At 63.2% G+C, this 15,505-nt stretch carries 21 protein-coding genes and 1 rRNA gene; 7 read left to right on the top strand and 15 right to left on the bottom strand.

Annotated features, from left to right (window positions below; all coding sequences use genetic code 11):
* The first annotated feature begins 139 nt into the window (after positions 1-139).
* Positions 140-255 (top strand): 5S ribosomal RNA (rrf, locus tag BM341_RS08255).
* Between the two features lie 163 nt (positions 256-418).
* The gene (locus BM341_RS08250; protein WP_089794759.1) at positions 419-607 is read left to right on the top strand and encodes a hypothetical protein; all 189 of its coding nucleotides are present in this window, start codon (positions 419-421) and stop codon (positions 605-607) included.
* 109 nt (positions 608-716) lie between these two features.
* Here the strand turns inward: BM341_RS08250 and BM341_RS08245 are convergent, their stop codons facing one another.
* Positions 717-1,514, bottom strand: a complete 798-nt coding sequence (locus BM341_RS08245) for a Tim44 domain-containing protein (protein ID WP_089794757.1) — start codon at positions 1,512-1,514, stop codon at positions 717-719.
* A 101-nt stretch (positions 1,515-1,615) separates the two neighbouring features.
* On the opposite strand from BM341_RS08245, the gene BM341_RS08240 reads away from it, so the two are divergent.
* Entirely contained in the window at positions 1,616-2,188 is a 573-nt protein-coding gene (locus BM341_RS08240) for an isochorismatase family protein (RefSeq protein ID WP_089794756.1), read from the top strand.
* 21 nt (positions 2,189-2,209) lie between these two features.
* Here BM341_RS08240 and yaaA read toward each other — a convergent pair whose 3' ends face one another.
* Together yaaA and BM341_RS08230 are read right to left on the bottom strand one after the other, a co-directional pair.
* Complete coding sequence (gene yaaA, locus BM341_RS08235) at positions 2,210-2,989, bottom strand: peroxide stress protein YaaA (RefSeq protein ID WP_089794754.1); 780 nt, start codon at positions 2,987-2,989, stop codon at positions 2,210-2,212.
* Positions 2,990-3,083: 94 nt separating this feature from the next.
* Positions 3,084-4,115, bottom strand: a complete 1,032-nt coding sequence (locus BM341_RS08230; RefSeq protein ID WP_089794752.1) for an NADP(H)-dependent aldo-keto reductase — start codon at positions 4,113-4,115, stop codon at positions 3,084-3,086.
* A gap of 224 nt (positions 4,116-4,339) precedes the next feature.
* Between BM341_RS08230 and BM341_RS08225 the strand changes: the two genes are divergently transcribed.
* Together BM341_RS08225 and BM341_RS08220 are read left to right on the top strand one after the other, a co-directional pair.
* Complete coding sequence (locus BM341_RS08225) at positions 4,340-4,855, top strand: tetratricopeptide repeat protein (protein ID WP_089794750.1); 516 nt, start codon at positions 4,340-4,342, stop codon at positions 4,853-4,855.
* 76 nt (positions 4,856-4,931) lie between these two features.
* Positions 4,932-5,432, top strand: coding sequence for a hypothetical protein (locus BM341_RS08220; RefSeq protein ID WP_089794749.1), 501 nt, complete (start codon positions 4,932-4,934; stop codon positions 5,430-5,432).
* Between the two features lie 22 nt (positions 5,433-5,454).
* Here the strand turns inward: BM341_RS08220 and BM341_RS08215 are convergent, their stop codons facing one another.
* The 6 genes from BM341_RS08215 to BM341_RS08190 all read right to left on the bottom strand — a co-directional run bounded on the left by BM341_RS08215 (position 5,455) and on the right by BM341_RS08190 (position 8,335).
* Positions 5,455-6,009, bottom strand: coding sequence for an LOG family protein (locus BM341_RS08215; RefSeq protein WP_089794747.1), 555 nt, complete (start codon positions 6,007-6,009; stop codon positions 5,455-5,457).
* Between the two features lie 57 nt (positions 6,010-6,066).
* Complete coding sequence (locus tag BM341_RS08210) at positions 6,067-6,588, bottom strand: DUF501 domain-containing protein (protein WP_089794746.1); 522 nt, start codon at positions 6,586-6,588, stop codon at positions 6,067-6,069.
* Positions 6,560-6,886, bottom strand: coding sequence for a hypothetical protein (locus tag BM341_RS08205; protein WP_089794817.1), 327 nt, complete (start codon positions 6,884-6,886; stop codon positions 6,560-6,562). Before BM341_RS08205 ends, BM341_RS08210 begins: the two co-directional genes overlap by 29 nt.
* Positions 6,887-6,958: 72 nt before the next feature.
* A complete protein-coding gene (ybaK, locus tag BM341_RS08200; RefSeq protein WP_089794744.1) occupies positions 6,959-7,429 on the bottom strand; it encodes a Cys-tRNA(Pro) deacylase in 471 nt (156 codons plus the stop codon).
* Complete coding sequence (locus BM341_RS08195) at positions 7,426-7,833, bottom strand: acyl-CoA thioesterase (RefSeq protein ID WP_089794742.1); 408 nt, start codon at positions 7,831-7,833, stop codon at positions 7,426-7,428. Before BM341_RS08195 ends, ybaK begins: the two co-directional genes overlap by 4 nt.
* Positions 7,834-7,900: 67 nt before the next feature.
* Complete coding sequence (locus tag BM341_RS08190) at positions 7,901-8,335, bottom strand: hypothetical protein (RefSeq protein ID WP_089794815.1); 435 nt, start codon at positions 8,333-8,335, stop codon at positions 7,901-7,903.
* Between the two features lie 42 nt (positions 8,336-8,377).
* On the opposite strand from BM341_RS08190, the gene BM341_RS08185 reads away from it, so the two are divergent.
* Positions 8,378-9,553 (top strand): MalY/PatB family protein, encoded by a 1,176-nt coding sequence (locus BM341_RS08185; RefSeq protein ID WP_089794740.1) that lies wholly within the window; start codon positions 8,378-8,380, stop codon positions 9,551-9,553.
* Between the two features lie 57 nt (positions 9,554-9,610).
* Here the strand turns inward: BM341_RS08185 and BM341_RS08180 are convergent, their stop codons facing one another.
* Positions 9,611-10,576: a tetratricopeptide repeat protein gene (locus tag BM341_RS08180; protein ID WP_089794738.1), complete on the bottom strand. Its 966-nt coding sequence runs from the start codon at positions 10,574-10,576 to the stop codon at positions 9,611-9,613.
* A gap of 81 nt (positions 10,577-10,657) precedes the next feature.
* On the opposite strand from BM341_RS08180, the gene BM341_RS08175 reads away from it, so the two are divergent.
* Positions 10,658-11,431 carry a DUF3750 domain-containing protein gene (locus tag BM341_RS08175; protein ID WP_089794813.1) on the top strand — a complete coding sequence of 258 codons (774 nt, stop codon included), beginning with the start codon at positions 10,658-10,660 and terminating at the stop codon, positions 11,429-11,431.
* Positions 11,432-11,512: 81 nt separating this feature from the next.
* Here the strand turns inward: BM341_RS08175 and BM341_RS08170 are convergent, their stop codons facing one another.
* The 5 genes from BM341_RS08170 to BM341_RS19235 all read right to left on the bottom strand — a co-directional run bounded on the left by BM341_RS08170 (position 11,513) and on the right by BM341_RS19235 (position 15,338).
* Positions 11,513-12,076 carry a CAP domain-containing protein gene (locus BM341_RS08170; protein ID WP_245784215.1) on the bottom strand — a complete coding sequence of 188 codons (564 nt, stop codon included), beginning with the start codon at positions 12,074-12,076 and terminating at the stop codon, positions 11,513-11,515.
* Positions 12,069-12,557 carry a pyridoxamine 5'-phosphate oxidase family protein gene (locus BM341_RS08165; protein ID WP_089794734.1) on the bottom strand — a complete coding sequence of 163 codons (489 nt, stop codon included), beginning with the start codon at positions 12,555-12,557 and terminating at the stop codon, positions 12,069-12,071. Before BM341_RS08165 ends, BM341_RS08170 begins: the two co-directional genes overlap by 8 nt.
* A gap of 542 nt (positions 12,558-13,099) precedes the next feature.
* Positions 13,100-13,549, bottom strand: coding sequence for a GNAT family N-acetyltransferase (locus tag BM341_RS08160; protein ID WP_089794732.1), 450 nt, complete (start codon positions 13,547-13,549; stop codon positions 13,100-13,102).
* Positions 13,550-13,624: 75 nt separating this feature from the next.
* Positions 13,625-14,767, bottom strand: coding sequence for a histone deacetylase family protein (locus tag BM341_RS08155; RefSeq protein WP_245784214.1), 1,143 nt, complete (start codon positions 14,765-14,767; stop codon positions 13,625-13,627).
* 415 nt (positions 14,768-15,182) lie between these two features.
* The gene (locus BM341_RS19235) at positions 15,183-15,338 is read right to left on the bottom strand and encodes a hypothetical protein (RefSeq protein ID WP_175507828.1); all 156 of its coding nucleotides are present in this window, start codon (positions 15,336-15,338) and stop codon (positions 15,183-15,185) included.
* Positions 15,339-15,505: the final 167 nt, after the last annotated feature.

Here is a 15,505-nt window from a genome sequence, read left to right as displayed (position 1 = left end):
ACGGTGTGGACGCGCCGCAAGGCGTTGAGCTAACGTGTACTAATGGCCCGTGAGGCTTGACCATATAACACCCAAGGGGTCTGCGACCCGCGCGCCGGAACGCCCGGCGTATCACGCCAGCATGATTCACCGCTTTTCGCCTGACGACCACAGCGTGCGGGAACCACCTGATCCCTTGCCGAACTCAGCAGTGAAACCGCTCAGCGCCGATGGTAGTGTGGGGTCTCCCCATGCGAGAGTAGGTCATCGTCAGGCACCCTATCCCGACCCCCGCGCCCACAAGGCGCGGGGGTCTGCGTGTGCATGGAAGGAAATGGGCCGATATGACATGCAGGTCCGAGTGGAAAGGAGGCTAGTCAGGAGCTAATGTTCTTCTGTATGCCCCTAATGGACACCTCAATCTCAGGAGGAGATAACGATGAAGAACGAAATGATGCGCAAGCTGGGTCTGGCCTTGTTGATCGGTATGCTGGGCGTTGGCTTGGTGGCTTGCGAAGACGAGGGCCCTGCCGAAGAGGCCGGTGAAAACATCGACGAGTCCATGGAAGATACCGGCGAGGAAATGGACGAAATGGGTGAGGAGATGGAGGAGGCCGCCGAGGACTGATCGCGTATCATCTTAGGCGTGGCCCCAAAACCAGCGAGGCCCGGGCAGACTGCTCCGGGCCTCGCTGTCTCTGGATGCTGCATTCCCTGCAGAATCAGCCCGAATAGGACTAGGCGCTAGGCGAGTTCTGTTCGATGCCTTGAACATACCAAGGCGCGCCGTCGCGTAGCTCGCGAATCAGATGCCAGGTTTCATTGAACTCGTTTTCCTCGTCGTTCTCATTGAGGATGCCATGAAAGATGACCGTCGCCTCGGCTTGCTGAGCGACCTCGCGTACGTCACCTAGCTCGGCGAAGAGGCGGACTATCTCGGTGCGATTATTGGCGGGCTGGCTGGCCCTTTCCTCGCGCAGCAGGTTGTAGAGTTCAGGGGTGACGTATTCCTGAATACCACTGAGATCATGGTTGTCCCAGGCTCGCTGCAGGGTCATGAAATGCTCCTTGGCGCCGCTCAGGAAGCGTTCACGATCGAACCAGTCGGGTTCGGTCGCAAAGGCGGCGCCTGACGTTATCCCGGAGGTGTCAGCCTGAAAGGTTTTCGGTTGACCGGTCGACGCCGACCCTGCCGCGACCGCAGAGCGGCGGGCCAGCAGCCGGAAAAGCAGAAAAGCGATACCGGCGACCAGCAGGATATCCATCAGACGCAGTTCATCGAAGGCGCCGCCGAAGAAGAGGGCCGCGATAAGCCCGCCTGCCAGCATGCCACCGAGCATACCGCCCATCCGTGAGGTGCCCGCGGGACGTGTCTGGGCATTGCGGTTGACCGCTGCCTGGTTGGCAGGCTGTTCGGCCGAGCGCGACTGAGTCCCGAAGCTCTTGCCGCCCCCAAAGCGGCGTGCCTCGGCGTCGTCAACGGCCAGGCCAAAGCCCAGCAAACCAACGATCAGCATGACAAAAAGGTGACGCATCGCGTGATCTCCCCTGGAGAAGCTATTGTATGAGTAACGCTCTAAGGCCACTATTCTAGCGACAATGCCGGTTGTCCACGAGATAAATACAAGGGGCTGTGATGCGCCTGATGCTAGAACGGAGCCTGCTGCTGATAGTCGACATGCAAGCGGGCCTGATGCGAGTGATTGAGCATGGCGAGCAGGCCACAACTGAAGCCGCCTGGCTGGGCGGCCTGGCCGGCGAGCTCGAGGTGCCCGTATGGATCACCGAGCAGTACCCTGAAGGCCTGGGAGGGAGCGAGCCGCATCTGCTAGAGGCTCTGCCCGGATGCCGGTTATGGCAAAAAGTACACTTCGATGCTCACGCCGAGCCGGCCTTCGCCAGCGCCTTGGCCGAGAGCGGGAAACGTCAGATCGTACTGTGTGGTACAGAAGCGCATATCTGTGTCATGCAGACGGGGCTAGGCCTGCTGGAAGCGGGTTACGAAGTCTACTGGCTGGTCGAGGCCACGGCCAGTCGGCGTGCCGCTGAAGCCGTCCTGGCCAAGGAGCGTATGGTGCAGGCCGGGGCAGTCCCGGTGAGCGCCGACATGGTGGCATATGAGTGGCTGCATCGTTGCGACAATGCGCGTTTCAAGCAGGCCCATCGTCGCTTTCTCAGGCCACGTGCCGGCCGAACGCTGATCTTCTGAGCCTTGCGCCTTGGCAAGCTGTCATTTGGCGGCTTCCGCCCGAGTGAAGACCAAGGTGCCAGCGTCCGATAACGCTGCATTAAAGCGGTAGCCGGCCACATCGAAATCCTTCAGGGCTTCGGAGTCATTCACGCCTTGCCGGATCGTCCAGGCCGCCATCAGGCCTCGGGCTTTCTTGGCATAGAAGCTGATGATCTTGAGCTTGCCGTTCTTCTCGTCCTTGAAGACCGGCGTGATGACTCTGGCCTCGAGCGCCTGAGCATCGATCGCCTTGAAATACTCGTGGGAGGCAAGATTGACGAGCACGCGGCTACCGCTTGCCGCGATCGCCTTGTCGAGCTCGGCGGTGAGGGTCTCCCGCCAGAAGGCGTAGAGGTCACGACCGGCGGGAGTTTCAAGACGGGTACCCATCTCCAGGCGGTAGGGCTGGATCAGATCCAGCGGCCGCAGCAAGCCATAGAGCCCGGAAAGAATACGCAGATGCTCCTGAGCGAAGGCGTTCTCGGTGTCACTGAAGGTCTCGGCTTCGAGTCCGACATAGACATCGCCCCGGAAGGCCTGGGCGGCAGGCTTGGCGTTGTCGGGGGTGAAAGGAGTATGCCACTCGGCATAGCGCGCCGCATTGAGGCCGGCCAGCTTGTCGCTGATGCCCATCAGTTCGCTGAGTCGCTGCGGAGAATAGCCACGCAGGATCTCGATCAGTTCGCGGCTTCGGTCGAGATGGTCGGGTTGGGTGTGCAGGGCCAGGGTGGCCGGCGTCTCGAAGTCGAGCTTCTTGGCGGGCGAGATCACGCTCAGCATGCGGCGCTCCTGTAAGAGAAATAGGGGATCGATTATACCAAGATGCTCACCCGCCACGGGCTATCGGCTTGATAGCCCGTGGCCGCTTACGCTGTCAGGGAGCGGGATTGGGAATACGCTGGTGAACGGCTTCGATGGCCTCCAGCACCGGCTGGTTGAGCGTGAGCGACTCACTGGCAAGGTTATCTTCCAACTGCGCCATGGAGGTGGCGCCGATAATGTTACTGGTCAGAAAACTGCGCGAATTGACGTAGGCCAGCGCCATTTGCGCCGGGTCGAGCCCGTGCTCACGCGCGATCGTCACGTAGTCGCGGGTCGCCTGTTCGGCTAGCGGGTTGGTGTAGCGCTGGAAGCGCTCGAAGAGAGTCAACCGGGCGCCGGGGGGGCGGGCGCCCTCCAGGTACTTGCCGGAGAGCATGCCGAAGGCCAGCGGCGAGTAAGCCAGCAGCCCGACGTTCTCGCGATGGGCGATTTCAGCCAGGCCGACCTCGAAGCTGCGGTTGAGCAAGTTATAAGGGTTCTGAACCGATGCCACCCTCGGCAGCCCCAGGGTTTCAGCAAGATGCAAGGCGCGCATCACGCCCCAGGGCGTGTCATTGGAAAGCCCGATGGCACGCACCTTGCCCGCGTCGACCAGTTCCTTGAGTGCCGACAGCGTTTCCTCGAGCGCGGTGGTGTCTTCCTGATCGTCGTGAACGTAGCCGAGCTTGCCGAAGAAGTTGGTGCGGCGATCCGGCCAATGAAGCTGGTAGAGATCGACATGATCGGTCTGTAGGCGAGCGAGGCTGGCGTCGATGGCCTGATGAAGATGCTCACGGGTTAGGCGAGGGCCGCCACGAATATGGTCGAGCCCCGGGCCTGCCGCCTTGGTAGCGATGATGAGATCATCGCGGCGGCCGCGACGCGTCAGCCAGCTGCCGATATAGGCTTCCGTTCGACCCTGGGTCTCGCCCTTGGGTGGGACGGGATACATCTCGGCGGTGTCAATGAAGTTGATGCCGAAGGCGACGGCACGGTCGAGCTGTTCATGGGCCTGAGCTTCGCTGTTCTGCTCGCCGTAGGTCATGGTGCCGAGGCACAGGCGGCTGACCTCGATGCCGGTATTGCCAAGCGGTCGCATCTGCATTCGTCACTTCCTCTTGAAGGCTCGCTGGAGTGGAAGTCGGCATGGTAGCGGCAGGACGACCAGGGCGGCAAATACGGGGGTTGAGTCGGTGTCTGGGCGGGCGTATGCTTGCGACCCGTTGCCCCGGCGGAGGCCGACAGGGCAGTTCTATCGCATGCGGATAAAGCACTCACAGGGTGGTGTGTGCCGTCATATCCGGTAATACAGGATCAGGGTTGCTTGCCATGTCCGAGGCATCCTCACTGTTCACCCGGCTCGAGTACCGTCTGGCGGAACAGCTATTTCATACCCGCTGGCTTCCTCGTTCGCCGCGCACCCAGAGATTGACCATGCACCTGTTCCAGCGCTGCGCCGATGCTGGCCATCCGGCGGCGCTGTCGATCTACGGGCATATGCTCTTTCATCGTGGCGTCAGCGCCCAGGACAAGGCGCGCGGCGCTCGCTACGTGCTCGAAGCGGCACACGCTGGAAACCCCCGCGCCCAGTACCAGGCCGGACAGATCTACGAACACGGCTGTGCGCTTTATCCGCAGCGTGATGACCATGCGGTTACCTGGTACGCCCGTGCCGGGGAAGCCGGCCATCCTCTGGCCGCCGCGCGTCTGGCAGTAGCGTACCGACAAGGCGAACTCGGGTTGCCAACCGATGCCATGCGTGGCGAGCATTGGCAGCACCTGTCCGACACCCATGCCGGCCTGACCGATCCGCTGGACAGCGGTCAGGTGGAAACGCGACACTAGCGGCCGGGGCAGCCGGCCGACACGCTGAGGCGGGTTCGCCATCGACCCGCCATCCATCCCGAGGATTCGCCTTTCCGTGACGCTACCGACACTGCTCGATATCGAGGCGTCCGGGTTTGGGCGTGGCAGCTACCCCATCGAAGTCGGCCTGGCAAGGCCCGATGGCAGTATTTGCGCCTTTCTCGTGCAGCCGCTCGAGGAATGGACCCACTGGGATCCCAAGGCCGAGTTGCTGCACGGCATCAGCCGCGATCGGCTGGTCAGGGAAGGCTTTCCGGTGCGCCAGGTCGCCCGCTGGCTAAACGACGAACTCGGTGAGATCGGCATTGCCTACAGCGATAGCTGGGGCTATGACAACACCTGGCTATCGCTGCTGTTTCATCATGCCGGCATGCTGCCATCGTTTCGGCTCGAGGCGCTGCGCAAGCTCCTGAGCGAAGACCAGCAAGCACTGTGGAGCACCATCAAGGAGGCGATGATCCTCGAGCGCGGCATCCATCGCCATCGAGCCGGCGACGATGCCCGACTGTTACAGCTTACCTTTCAGCGTACCCGTGAGCTGACCCGCGCCAATTGATTCACTTCCGCCATGCTTCGTCTTAGTCACGAGCCGATAGTCGGGCCTCGAGCGCGTCCAGCAATGACGCTGGCTCGCAGGCATCGATCAACTCGGCGCGCGTACGGCCGTTGAGAAAACCGTGCTCCACGGTATTGTCGAGAAAGGCCAGCAATGGGGCATAGAAACCCTCGGTATCGAGCACGCCGATGGGCTTGTCGTGCAGGCCCAGGTAATGCCAGGTCCAGGTCTCGAAAAACTCCTCGAGGGTGCCGATTCCCCCCGGCAACATGATGAACGCATCGGCATGCGCCGCCATGCGCGCCTTGCGTTCGTGCATGTTGCGCACCCGGATCAACTCGGTGAGCGCTCTGTGCGCCTGTTCGCGTTCGACGAGATGATCGGGCATGACGCCGATCGCCTCGCCACCTCCCGCCATGACGGCATCGGCCAGCGTGCCCATCAGGCCGACGCGAGCCCCCCCGTAGACCAGGCCATGGCCGCGACGGGCGAGTTCGGTGCCCAGCCGCCGAGCGGCCTCGGCGAAGTACGAATCACGACCGTCGCGTGAGCCCAGATAGACGCAGAATCTCGACATGCTCTCCTCCTTGGCAAGGTGTCCTATCCTAGCAGCCAAGGCAGGGCAGCGGGGCTTTCACGACACGCAGTCGGCGATGCCATATTCGGCATCCAGCCATTGACCGATGACATTGTTGCCACAGAGGTGGTGGGCATATTGCGTGTGGAGGCAACGTACCTGATCCCAGTTGCCGATACCGCCGATGCCACGCTCCCTGAGCACGGTCTCGTAACCCAGCCGTCGCACGTCGGCCTGCTGTGCCGCGCTCATCTGCCGCCAGCGCGCCTCGACATAGTCGCGGTGGCTGGCGTGATAGGCGCTGAGGAAATCGACGTCCTCCTGCAGGCGGGTCTCGAGCTGCTTGATCATGCCGGCGGCCTCGATATGCGAGATTTCAACCTTCAGGCGCTCCGAGCTCAGCCAGTAGAGCGTCGGGAAGGGCTTGCCATCGACGATGGGGGCCATGCGCAACACCAGCGGCGTGCCTTGGCTGTCGGTGGCCGAGACAGCGTCGATGCCGCGCGGCGAGCGGCCTAGCTGCGCGGCGATGATGGCCAGTTGGCGTTCGTCAGGGGTCTGATCGGTGCGGATCACCATCGTCGGAGTCTCGTACAAACTTGTTGGATTGGCTGACAGCCAGAAAGAACGCGCGATTGAGCTGCTCGGGGCTGGGGACATAGCGCCATTCGCGCTCGCAATACTCGCCCGCCCGTGCCATCAGGACGTCATAGAGGCGATTGAACGGCGCATCATAATCGTAAGGATCGGCGCCAAACAAGCGGATGTGAGGATAGTCGGCGAAGCGCTCCATGAAGTAGCGCATCAGGTCGGCTTCCACGGCGCGATGACGAGCGATGTTGTCGGGGTCCAGCCAGAGATCGTAGCGAATGGCCATGACCGGCTCCTGTGGTGAGTGGCCCGGCGATGCCGGGAGATGACGCTCAGACAGCGGTCATCTACGTTCGGCTCAGCGGCGCGCCAACTCGGCCAACTGCGCCTCGGTGAGGCGCATGAGGTCGTGTGGCGCTAGACGTATTTCCAGGCCACGGCGTCCGCCGCTGACGTGGATGGCGGCCAGCGCCTCAGCGCTGGCATCGAGGAAGCTGGCCAAGCGCTTCTTCTGGCCCAGCGGGCTGATGCCGCCCAGTACATAGCCGGTAGCGCGCTCGGCCTCATTCGGCTCGGCCATCGCGGCCTTGCGCGCGCCGGCGGCCCGCGCCAGGGCCTTGAGGTCGAGCTGGGCGGAGACGGGGACGACGGCGACCACCAGGCGGTCATCATCGAGCCTGGCCACCAGAGTCTTGAAAACTTCATCGAGCGACAACCCCAGCAGGCGCGCGGCTTCCTCGCCGTAGGCCGGGGTGTGCGGGTCGTGATCGTAGGTTGCCAGCGAGAAAGGGATGCCGGCCGCCTCGAGCGCCTTGACCGCAGGCGTCATGCCTCCTCTGGCGCGAGCTGCAGGTGGGCCGTAAGCGCGTCGCGCAAATCGCCTTCGATCGGGACGGCGCGCTTGGCCTCGTGATCGAAATGCACCAACACCGTATGGCCGAGGTTGGTCAGTTGACCGTCCTGCCGCGCTTCCTGGGTGACGGTGAAGGAGCTGTTGCCCAGGCGCGAGAGATAGGTGCGGATCTCGATTTCCTGGCCATATTGCAGCTCGGCGCGGTAATCGACCTCCATTCGCGCCATGATCAGGCGCCACTTGCGCGGGTCGAGGTCGGGCGTAAACAGCCGGAAGAGATCATTGCGCGCCAGCTCGAACCAGGCGGGCAACCTTGTATTGTTGACGTGGCCCAGCGCGTCGGTGTCATAAAAGGCGGGCTCGATAGTGCGGACAAACATCAGTGCGGGTTCCTTGTAGTAGATGCCGGCAGCAAAAGGGTTGTGCCGACCGACGCGTATCACGATGTTATACCAGACGCAGGCCTTGGCGATCCGTCCAGGCGGCCTTGAGGGCCGCGGCCAGCGGCTCGCGCAGGTGGTCGGGCAGGGCACGTTCGGCGGCGGCACAATCGTCGAACGCGCGATTGCGCAGCCAGCAGTAGGCCCAGGCGCAGGCCTCGTCGTCGTTATGCGGCACCGGGCGGGCGGGCATCTGGACGAGTAGAAAGGTAGCCGTGCGGGCGGCCCAGAGCGGAATGATGTCACTGGCGTCCGGGGCACTCCAGTCGACCAGCGTCTCGCCATCCGGGGTGGCCTCGGGCTCGCCGAGCTTTGCCACCCGAGCGGTCTCGGCGAGCAGCAGCGCCAGGCGATCCTCGTCGCCCTGGCCGAGTCGTCGCCATTGGCCGATCAACCCCGGCAGGCCGCGGCGCACCTTGGCATAGAAGCCGCCATGCGGCATGGTCTCGTTCATCGGATAACTTTCCTGAGTCGGGGAGCTTGCATGGACTACGATTTTGCCACGCCTGTGGAGCGCCGCCACCCCTCCGGCGGGCGCTGGCCCTCACAAAAATGGCATCGTCACGGCGATGACGTGCTGCCGCTGTGGGTCGCTGACATGGATTTTGTCTCGCCCCCCGAAGTGATCGAGGCCCTCAGGGCGAGGGTCGACCACGGGGTCTTCGGTTACGGCGGGGTGCCCGACTCGCTTCGCGAGACGCTTTGCGACTGGAGCGTCGAACACTACGATTGGACCATCGAGCCCGAGTGGCAGCTCTGGCTGCCAGGGGTGGTGCCGGCGCTGCATCTGGCGAGTCTGGCGTTGACCGAGCCGGGCGACGGCGTGCTTACCGTGACGCCCATCTACCCGCCGTTCCTGCGCGTCGCCGAGCGGACCGGGCGGCTTGCCCAACAAGCGGCGATGCGTGCGCCTGATCGCCCCGGCGACCCATGGCGGCTGGATCTCGAGGCTTTGGAGGCGGCGATCACGCCCGAGACCCGCCTGTTGCTGTGGTGCCAGCCGCACAATCCCACCGGCAGAGTCTGGTCGCGAGAGGAGCTTGCTGGCCTCGCCTCGCTGGTCCAGCACCATAACCTGCTGGTGATCTCGGATGAGCTGCATTGCGACCTGCTGCTCGACGAGGGCGCCCACCACACACCGCTGGCGTCGGCTTTCCCCGAACTAGCGGCGCGCACCCTAACCCTGTGGGCGCCGTCAAAGACCTTCAACCTGGCGGGGTTGACCACAGCCTGCGCAGTGATTCCCGACGACGGCCTGCGACGCCGCTTTGCCCGCATGGCCAAGGGTTTGCAGCCGGACGCCAATGTGCTGGGGTTGGTCGCCGCGGAGGCCGCCTATGCCCAAGGGGACCCGTGGCGCCGGGCCTTGCTCGAGGTACTGCGAGGCCATCGCCAACGGCTGGTGTCGCGGGTGGCGCATTGGCCGGGCGCGGCCATGAACGCCCCCGAATCGACCTATCTGGCCTGGCTGGACCTACGTGAGGCCGTTGGGCTCGAAGGGGCGCGCTCGCCGGCCAAAGCGTTGCTTGAGCGTACCGGCGTGGCGCTCTCCGACGGCGCGGATTTCGGCTGTCCCGGTTTCGCTCGCCTCAACTTCGGCACTACGGCAACCCAGCTCGAGGCGGCGTTGGACCGTCTCGATGGTGCCTTGAAGGGCTGAGCCTGTCGTCAGCCCGTGCAGCGAATGCTGCTCAGCAAAACCGCTTTGTAACGCCCCTCAGTAAAGGAGGGCGAAGAGGCGACGACGGTAGGTGACCGTTAGCGGGTGATCGGCGCCCAGAGCGTCGAAGACTTGCAGCAGGGTGCGGCGAGCGGCGTCCTCGCCATACTGGCGATCGCGCTTCATCAGCGCCAGCAGCGCCTCCAGACCGGCCTCGTAGTCACCGTCGGCGACCTGGCGCAGGGCGCGCAGGTAGTGGGCTTCGCTGTCGTCACGCCCTTCAAGGGCCGCGAGCTCTTCCGCCGTGGGGGCCTGTTCCCCGAACTGGATGCGGGCACGCACGCCACGGGCCGGGGCAGCGTCGCGTTCTTCCGGTGGCAGGTTATCGAGAATTACCAAGGCATCCTCGGCCTTGCCGTCGGCGACAAGGGCGCGCGCCAGTTCGACCTGGTAAGGCGTATGCTGGGGATTTTCCTGCACCAGCTGCTCGTAGAGGGTACGGGCTGTAGCGACATCGCCGGCGGCCAAGGCCTCGGCGGCCTGTTCCTCGGGGCTGGCCGGAATATCTTCTGGGGCCGGGAAATAGCGGCCCAGCCACTCGCGAACCTGCTGTTCAGGCAGGGCACCCTGAAAATGATCGACCAGCCCACCCTGACTGACCAGCTTGACGTCCGGGACCGAACGCACGCCCAACTGGGCGGCAATCTCCGGGTCGGCGTCGATGTCGAGCTTGGCCAGCAGGAAGGTGCCGCCATACTCGCGCGTCAACTTCTCGAGCATGGGCGTCAGGCGTTGGCAGCTGTCATCGCCGGGGCGATAGCAGTCGAGTAGGACCGGGACCTGCATGGAGGTCTCGAGCAATTGCTGGATATTGCTGCGGTCGACGTCGAGGATCAGATCGGCGTTTTCTGGACCTTCGCCTTGGCCCAGGCCTTGGCTCGAAGCGGGGCTAGCGCTGGAGTTATCGCCGGGGGTGGTGTCGGCGGTCAGCGGCTCGCCGGTACGGGGGTCGACGATGGACATGGTCTGTGGCCTTGAGTCAGAGTGAATTCATTGCACAGATGCGGGTGATTGTCCGCAACTTCAAGGGGAGGCATGGCCTCGATGGGACAAATCCTGCGTCTGCTGGCGAGTCTGGGGGTGTTGGTCGCGCTGCTGCTGGCGGGGCCATTGTGGATGCTCGCTACCGAGCGCGTGGAAGGCAGCGGTCACTGGGCATCGGCAGACCGAAAGCCGGCAGGCCTGGCTCCCGGCATCGAGGAGGGTGCCAGGGCGGTGGTTCAGGTCTATGCGGCGCGCACCTGGGGCTGGCGGGGTGCGTTCGGCGTACATACTTGGATTGCCACTCGGCGTGCCGATGCCGAGGTCTACCGCCTGCATCATGTGCTGAGCTGGCGCCGACCCGCCATGGTCTCCCAGACCACAGCAACGCCGGATCGGACCTGGTATGGCAATGCCCCGGTCCTGCTCGCCGACTATCGCGGCGATGCAGCCGCGGCATTGATCGATGAGATTGAGGTGGCGATCGCGGCCTATCCCGCGCCTTCGCAGTATCGTGCCTGGCCGGGGCCCAACAGCAACAGCTTCACGGCATGGGTGTTGCGCGAAGTAGACGGCTTCGAGGCCGTGCTGCCGGTGACCGCCGTGGGTAAGGATTATCTCTTCGGTGGCGTCCTGGCGCAGGCGCCCGGTGGGCGTGGTTTAACGGCGTCGCTGGGCGGGGTGTTGGGCCTGACGCTGGGTTGTGGCGAGGGCCTGGAAGTCAATCTCCTGGGCCTGTCGCTGGGCATCGATGTGCAACGCCCGGCGCTGAAATTGCCGGGTATCGGCCGGCTGGGCGTGGCGCCGATAATTTCGGGGCTGGAAATGCAGGACTAAGCCGAACATAGGCTGTGTCCTGCATCATCGCTCTTCAGGTTCTCGCCCTCCTGGCCGTGGGCCTTGAGTGCCTCGGGCAACTTAGCGTGGCTGGGCCAGTACCTGTGTCCAATAGGAGGGATACGTTGATCCCGAATCGTCGGTTTCGGCCTTGGCCATGCCCATCTCGGTGAAGGCGTCATTCATGATATTGCCGCAATGCCCCGGGCTCTCCAGCCAGCCCTCGACCACAGCGGCGGCTGACGCCTGGCCAGCAGCGATATTCTCGCCCACCGCTCGCCACACGTAGCCTCTGTTGCTGACGCGCTGCTGTATCCCCACGCCATCCGGGCCGGTATGGCTAAAGTAGTCGTTCTCGGCCATGTCCTTGGAATGCGCCTCGGCAGCCGCTTCGAGCGTGCAGTTCCAGGTCAGCGGTTCCACCGCCGCAAAATGTTGGTTGCCGCATTGCCGGGCCTGGCTGCGCGCCTCGTTGATCCGCGACAGCATCTCGCGCTTACGATCGGTGAGTTCGCACTCGCCTTGGCTGTTGGGGTCGCCGCCCGGCGTTTCCTCAGCGGCCCATGACCCATTTGAAGCCATGAGCATCAACAGGCCTGCCAGCACCCAGACGGTAGGAGGACGTGTCAGCACGAGGTCAGCCACCGAACTTTTCATTTTCGCCCAGATCTGGGGTGGCGTCCTTCTTGACGTTGGCCTTGGCAAACTCATAGAGCTGGAACGCCTTGCTCTCCTTGGCCTTCCAGTGTTCACCCATCTGCACCTTGATTTCCAGCAACGCGACATCTGGGTCATCCTTGCCACCCGGGAACCAGGCCGCGATGAAGGGGTTCCAGTATTTCTCGATCAACTCGCGGTCATCGGTGAGGTTGGCCTTTCCCGAGAGCGACACGTACACGCCTTTTTCCTGATCGGAAAAGCTGAGGCAGACGTCGTGATCGCTGGCGGCTTCAACGACCTTCTCGGCACTGCGGCGAGTGAAGAACCATAGGGTACCGTCATACTCATCCTGAACCAGATGCATCGGCCGGGCACGAGGTATATCGTCGTCCAGCGTAACCAGCATGCCGACTTTTATGCCCTTGATCATCTGCCATATCTTCTGCTTGTGCTCAGGACTGGACATGACTTCAACCTCCTGTCGAAAACGTTGGAGCGAATAGGAAATGGCGTCATCAATGAATCGAACATGACAGAAACAGCCTAGCTATCCTCGTTAACCTCAGCAAACGCATTATCGGTCGGCGGGCCGGGATTCCCGGTGACGTCGAATTCGCTAGCAAATCAGAGCTCGCTCTCGACCAAAAAATGCGAGATGGCAATACCTTGCGCGGTTAATTACGAATAACTACATATTCATGTCGGGGCCCGCGTGGTTGATGACCCGAGACCTGATATCTGCCAGGGAATAAGGTGGGTAGATTTAGTGCCGACACCCTCATTGCGAGTAGGCCACGCTGGTTTGTGCTGTCATAGTACTTTCCCATCTCGGCGGTGCGCCGCGCCGATGACCAGGCGCCGCTGGTGATGGGGAGCTGTGGCTTTGGGGATGGCCCCTCAAGAACAAAGCGGCAGGCCACCGCCGCGCGCGATGCTGCCAAGACCCCGGTCTCGCGCCCAATGCTCGAGGAGGACCTCGGAGACCGGGTGTGCAGGATGCGTCCCTCGTCACCCCCGGATCTCGGCGATGACCTCGCCGGTTTCCTCGCTTAGCGCCGTCTCCTGGAAGCCGAGACCGGCGTAGAAGTCCCGGGCGACCTGGTTGGTGGGCACATAGCAGATCGCGATCCTCTCAAAGGGGCCCTGTGCTCTAATCTCGTCCAGCACGCACTGCATGGCCCTGTGCCCGATGCCTCTCCCCTGATGGCGTCGATCGACCATGAGACGGAAGATGTTGTAGGCAGGCGGCCGGTCATGGTGGTGGAAGGATTCGTACATGAGAAAGCCGACCGCCTCCCCGTCGCAATAGATGGCGCGAGACTGATAGGTCGGATGGAAGCTCGATTCGGCAATGGAGTACAGATTGTCAGCGACATAGTCACGCTGTGATGTCGCTACCTCCAGCGCAATGACGGCCTCGAAGTTCTCGCGGGTGATGTTCTTCAGCGTTACGCCCATCACATTCTCCTCCCTATGGGAACATCACCCACCGCCCGAGCAGCCAGCCTGGACGCCATGCCTCGGCATCGGACCTTATCGCCCCTCCTGTCCGGCGTCGGGGGGAACAGCCGACGCTTCCGGTTCGGTAACGAAGGCACCGCGATGGAAGGCCTGCGCGGCCTCCACCTCGGCAAGGCCGCGCAGGCCGGGTTCCGGTGGCTCGTCGCCGGCCAGCACCTGGAGCACCGACCTGACGCCGTGCGACAGCGATATCAGGTTGTAGCCGCCTTCCAGCACGAAGACCAGCCTTCCCCCGCACTGCTGGCGTGCCAGGCGCTGGAGGATACCAGTCATGGCGGCAAAGCCGTCATAGGAGACATTTAGCGCCAGGTCATGGGTATGGGGGTCGAATCCTGTCGAGACCAGGATAAGATCGGGGCGGAACGACTGGGCCGCCGGTACCAGGATCTCGCGGAAAGCCTTGAGATAGGCGGCGTCGTCGGCGTCGGCAGGTAGGGGAACATTGACGATGGCGCCATCCCCGAGCCCCACCCCGACCTCCGCGAGGCTCCCGGTGCCGGGATAGAAGGGAGCGGCACGGTGGATATCGAAGAACAGCACATCCGGATCCGCCCAGAAGATGTCCTGGGTGCCGTTCCCGTGGTGGGCATCCCAATCGACGATCATGACCCGCTGGCAGCCCAGCGCCGCCTGGGCATGGGCGGCAGCCACCGCCACGTTGTTGAACAGGCAGAAGCCGCGGGCGCGCACCGGTTCGGCGTGGTGGCCGGGGGGTCTTACCAGCGCGAAGCTACTCTCGGCTCGCCCCTCTACCACTGCCTCGACGGCGGCGATCGCCGTGCCGGCGGCCACTTCGGCGGCATCGACGCTGCCGGGTGATACGGCCGTGGTATCCTCGTCCAGCCAGGCGCTCTCTCCGCGCAGCTGGTAAATGCTGTCCAGGTAGGAGCTGGTGTGGACGCGCCCTAGCTGCTCGCGAGTTGCCGGCCTGCCGGTCTCGAAGGTCACGCCGGGGACCGGTTCGAGTTCCAGCAGGTGCCGGATGGCGGTGAGCCGGGCGGGGTGTTCGGGATACGTCCAGGGCACCCCCAGCCCCGACAGAAGTGAGCGGATTCGCTTGTCCATGCGCCCCGGCAGGAAGGGCACCTCGATATCCGGTTCATGGGCCAGCATTCGTTCGTCATAGAAGGCGATTACGCTATTCTGTTCGGCCACTGTGAAGGCTCCACGTTGCTAAGGGTCAAGGGGACGTCGCAACATTGGTTTATAGTGCCTTGGCTTATAGTGCCAAAGATAGACGTTCATCGAGCTCTTCAGCAGGTGTCATCCAGCCCATCGTTTTACGGGGCCTGCTGTTCGGAGCGCGAGAATGCCGACGATACCCTACCGGCTTTTGAAGCTGGCTGAACCACGCGCGTAATCGAGTCATTTATTTTCACTACCCGTTTGCGTTCACCAACAAACTGTTTCCCCACAACAAGGGCCGACGATCATCGATCGGCGGCCCTTGGGTTTACCCTGCCAGTGCACCGGCCTGGCCGGCGCCTGAACCAGGCAGGCTTGGCAGCCTTGGCGCTGGTATCGGTGGTGTCAGTCGCCTGCTTGGTCTTGCTCGCGGCATCCTTGACGTTCATGAGGTTGCGCAGCTGCGCCAGGCTGGTGTCGAAGTAATCCTTGCCAGCGTCTCGGTGTAGTCCACGGACAGCTCAGCGTAGGCGCGAGCCGGCGCGAAGAACATGGATTCGAGTTGATCGGTGATCTGCTTGCTGTCAAATGCGTTGGTCATGGTGAGAACCTCCGGGGTCCTGAATGCGGTGGAGCGGGAGATCCCCGTTCTGCTGCAGTGCAACCTCGCAAGGACCAGAGTGTGAGGGACGCTCTGCGCCTTCGCTGGGGTGTGTTGGTAAGGCAACAGTCCAATGACTTCTTGAGGTCAGGCCTTGCTACCCTGAC

This window comes from Halomonas korlensis (genome assembly GCF_900116705.1).
GTDB classification, from domain to species: Bacteria; Pseudomonadota; Gammaproteobacteria; order Pseudomonadales; family Halomonadaceae; genus Halomonas; species Halomonas korlensis.
This window is presented reverse-complemented; position numbering and strand designations above follow the sequence as displayed.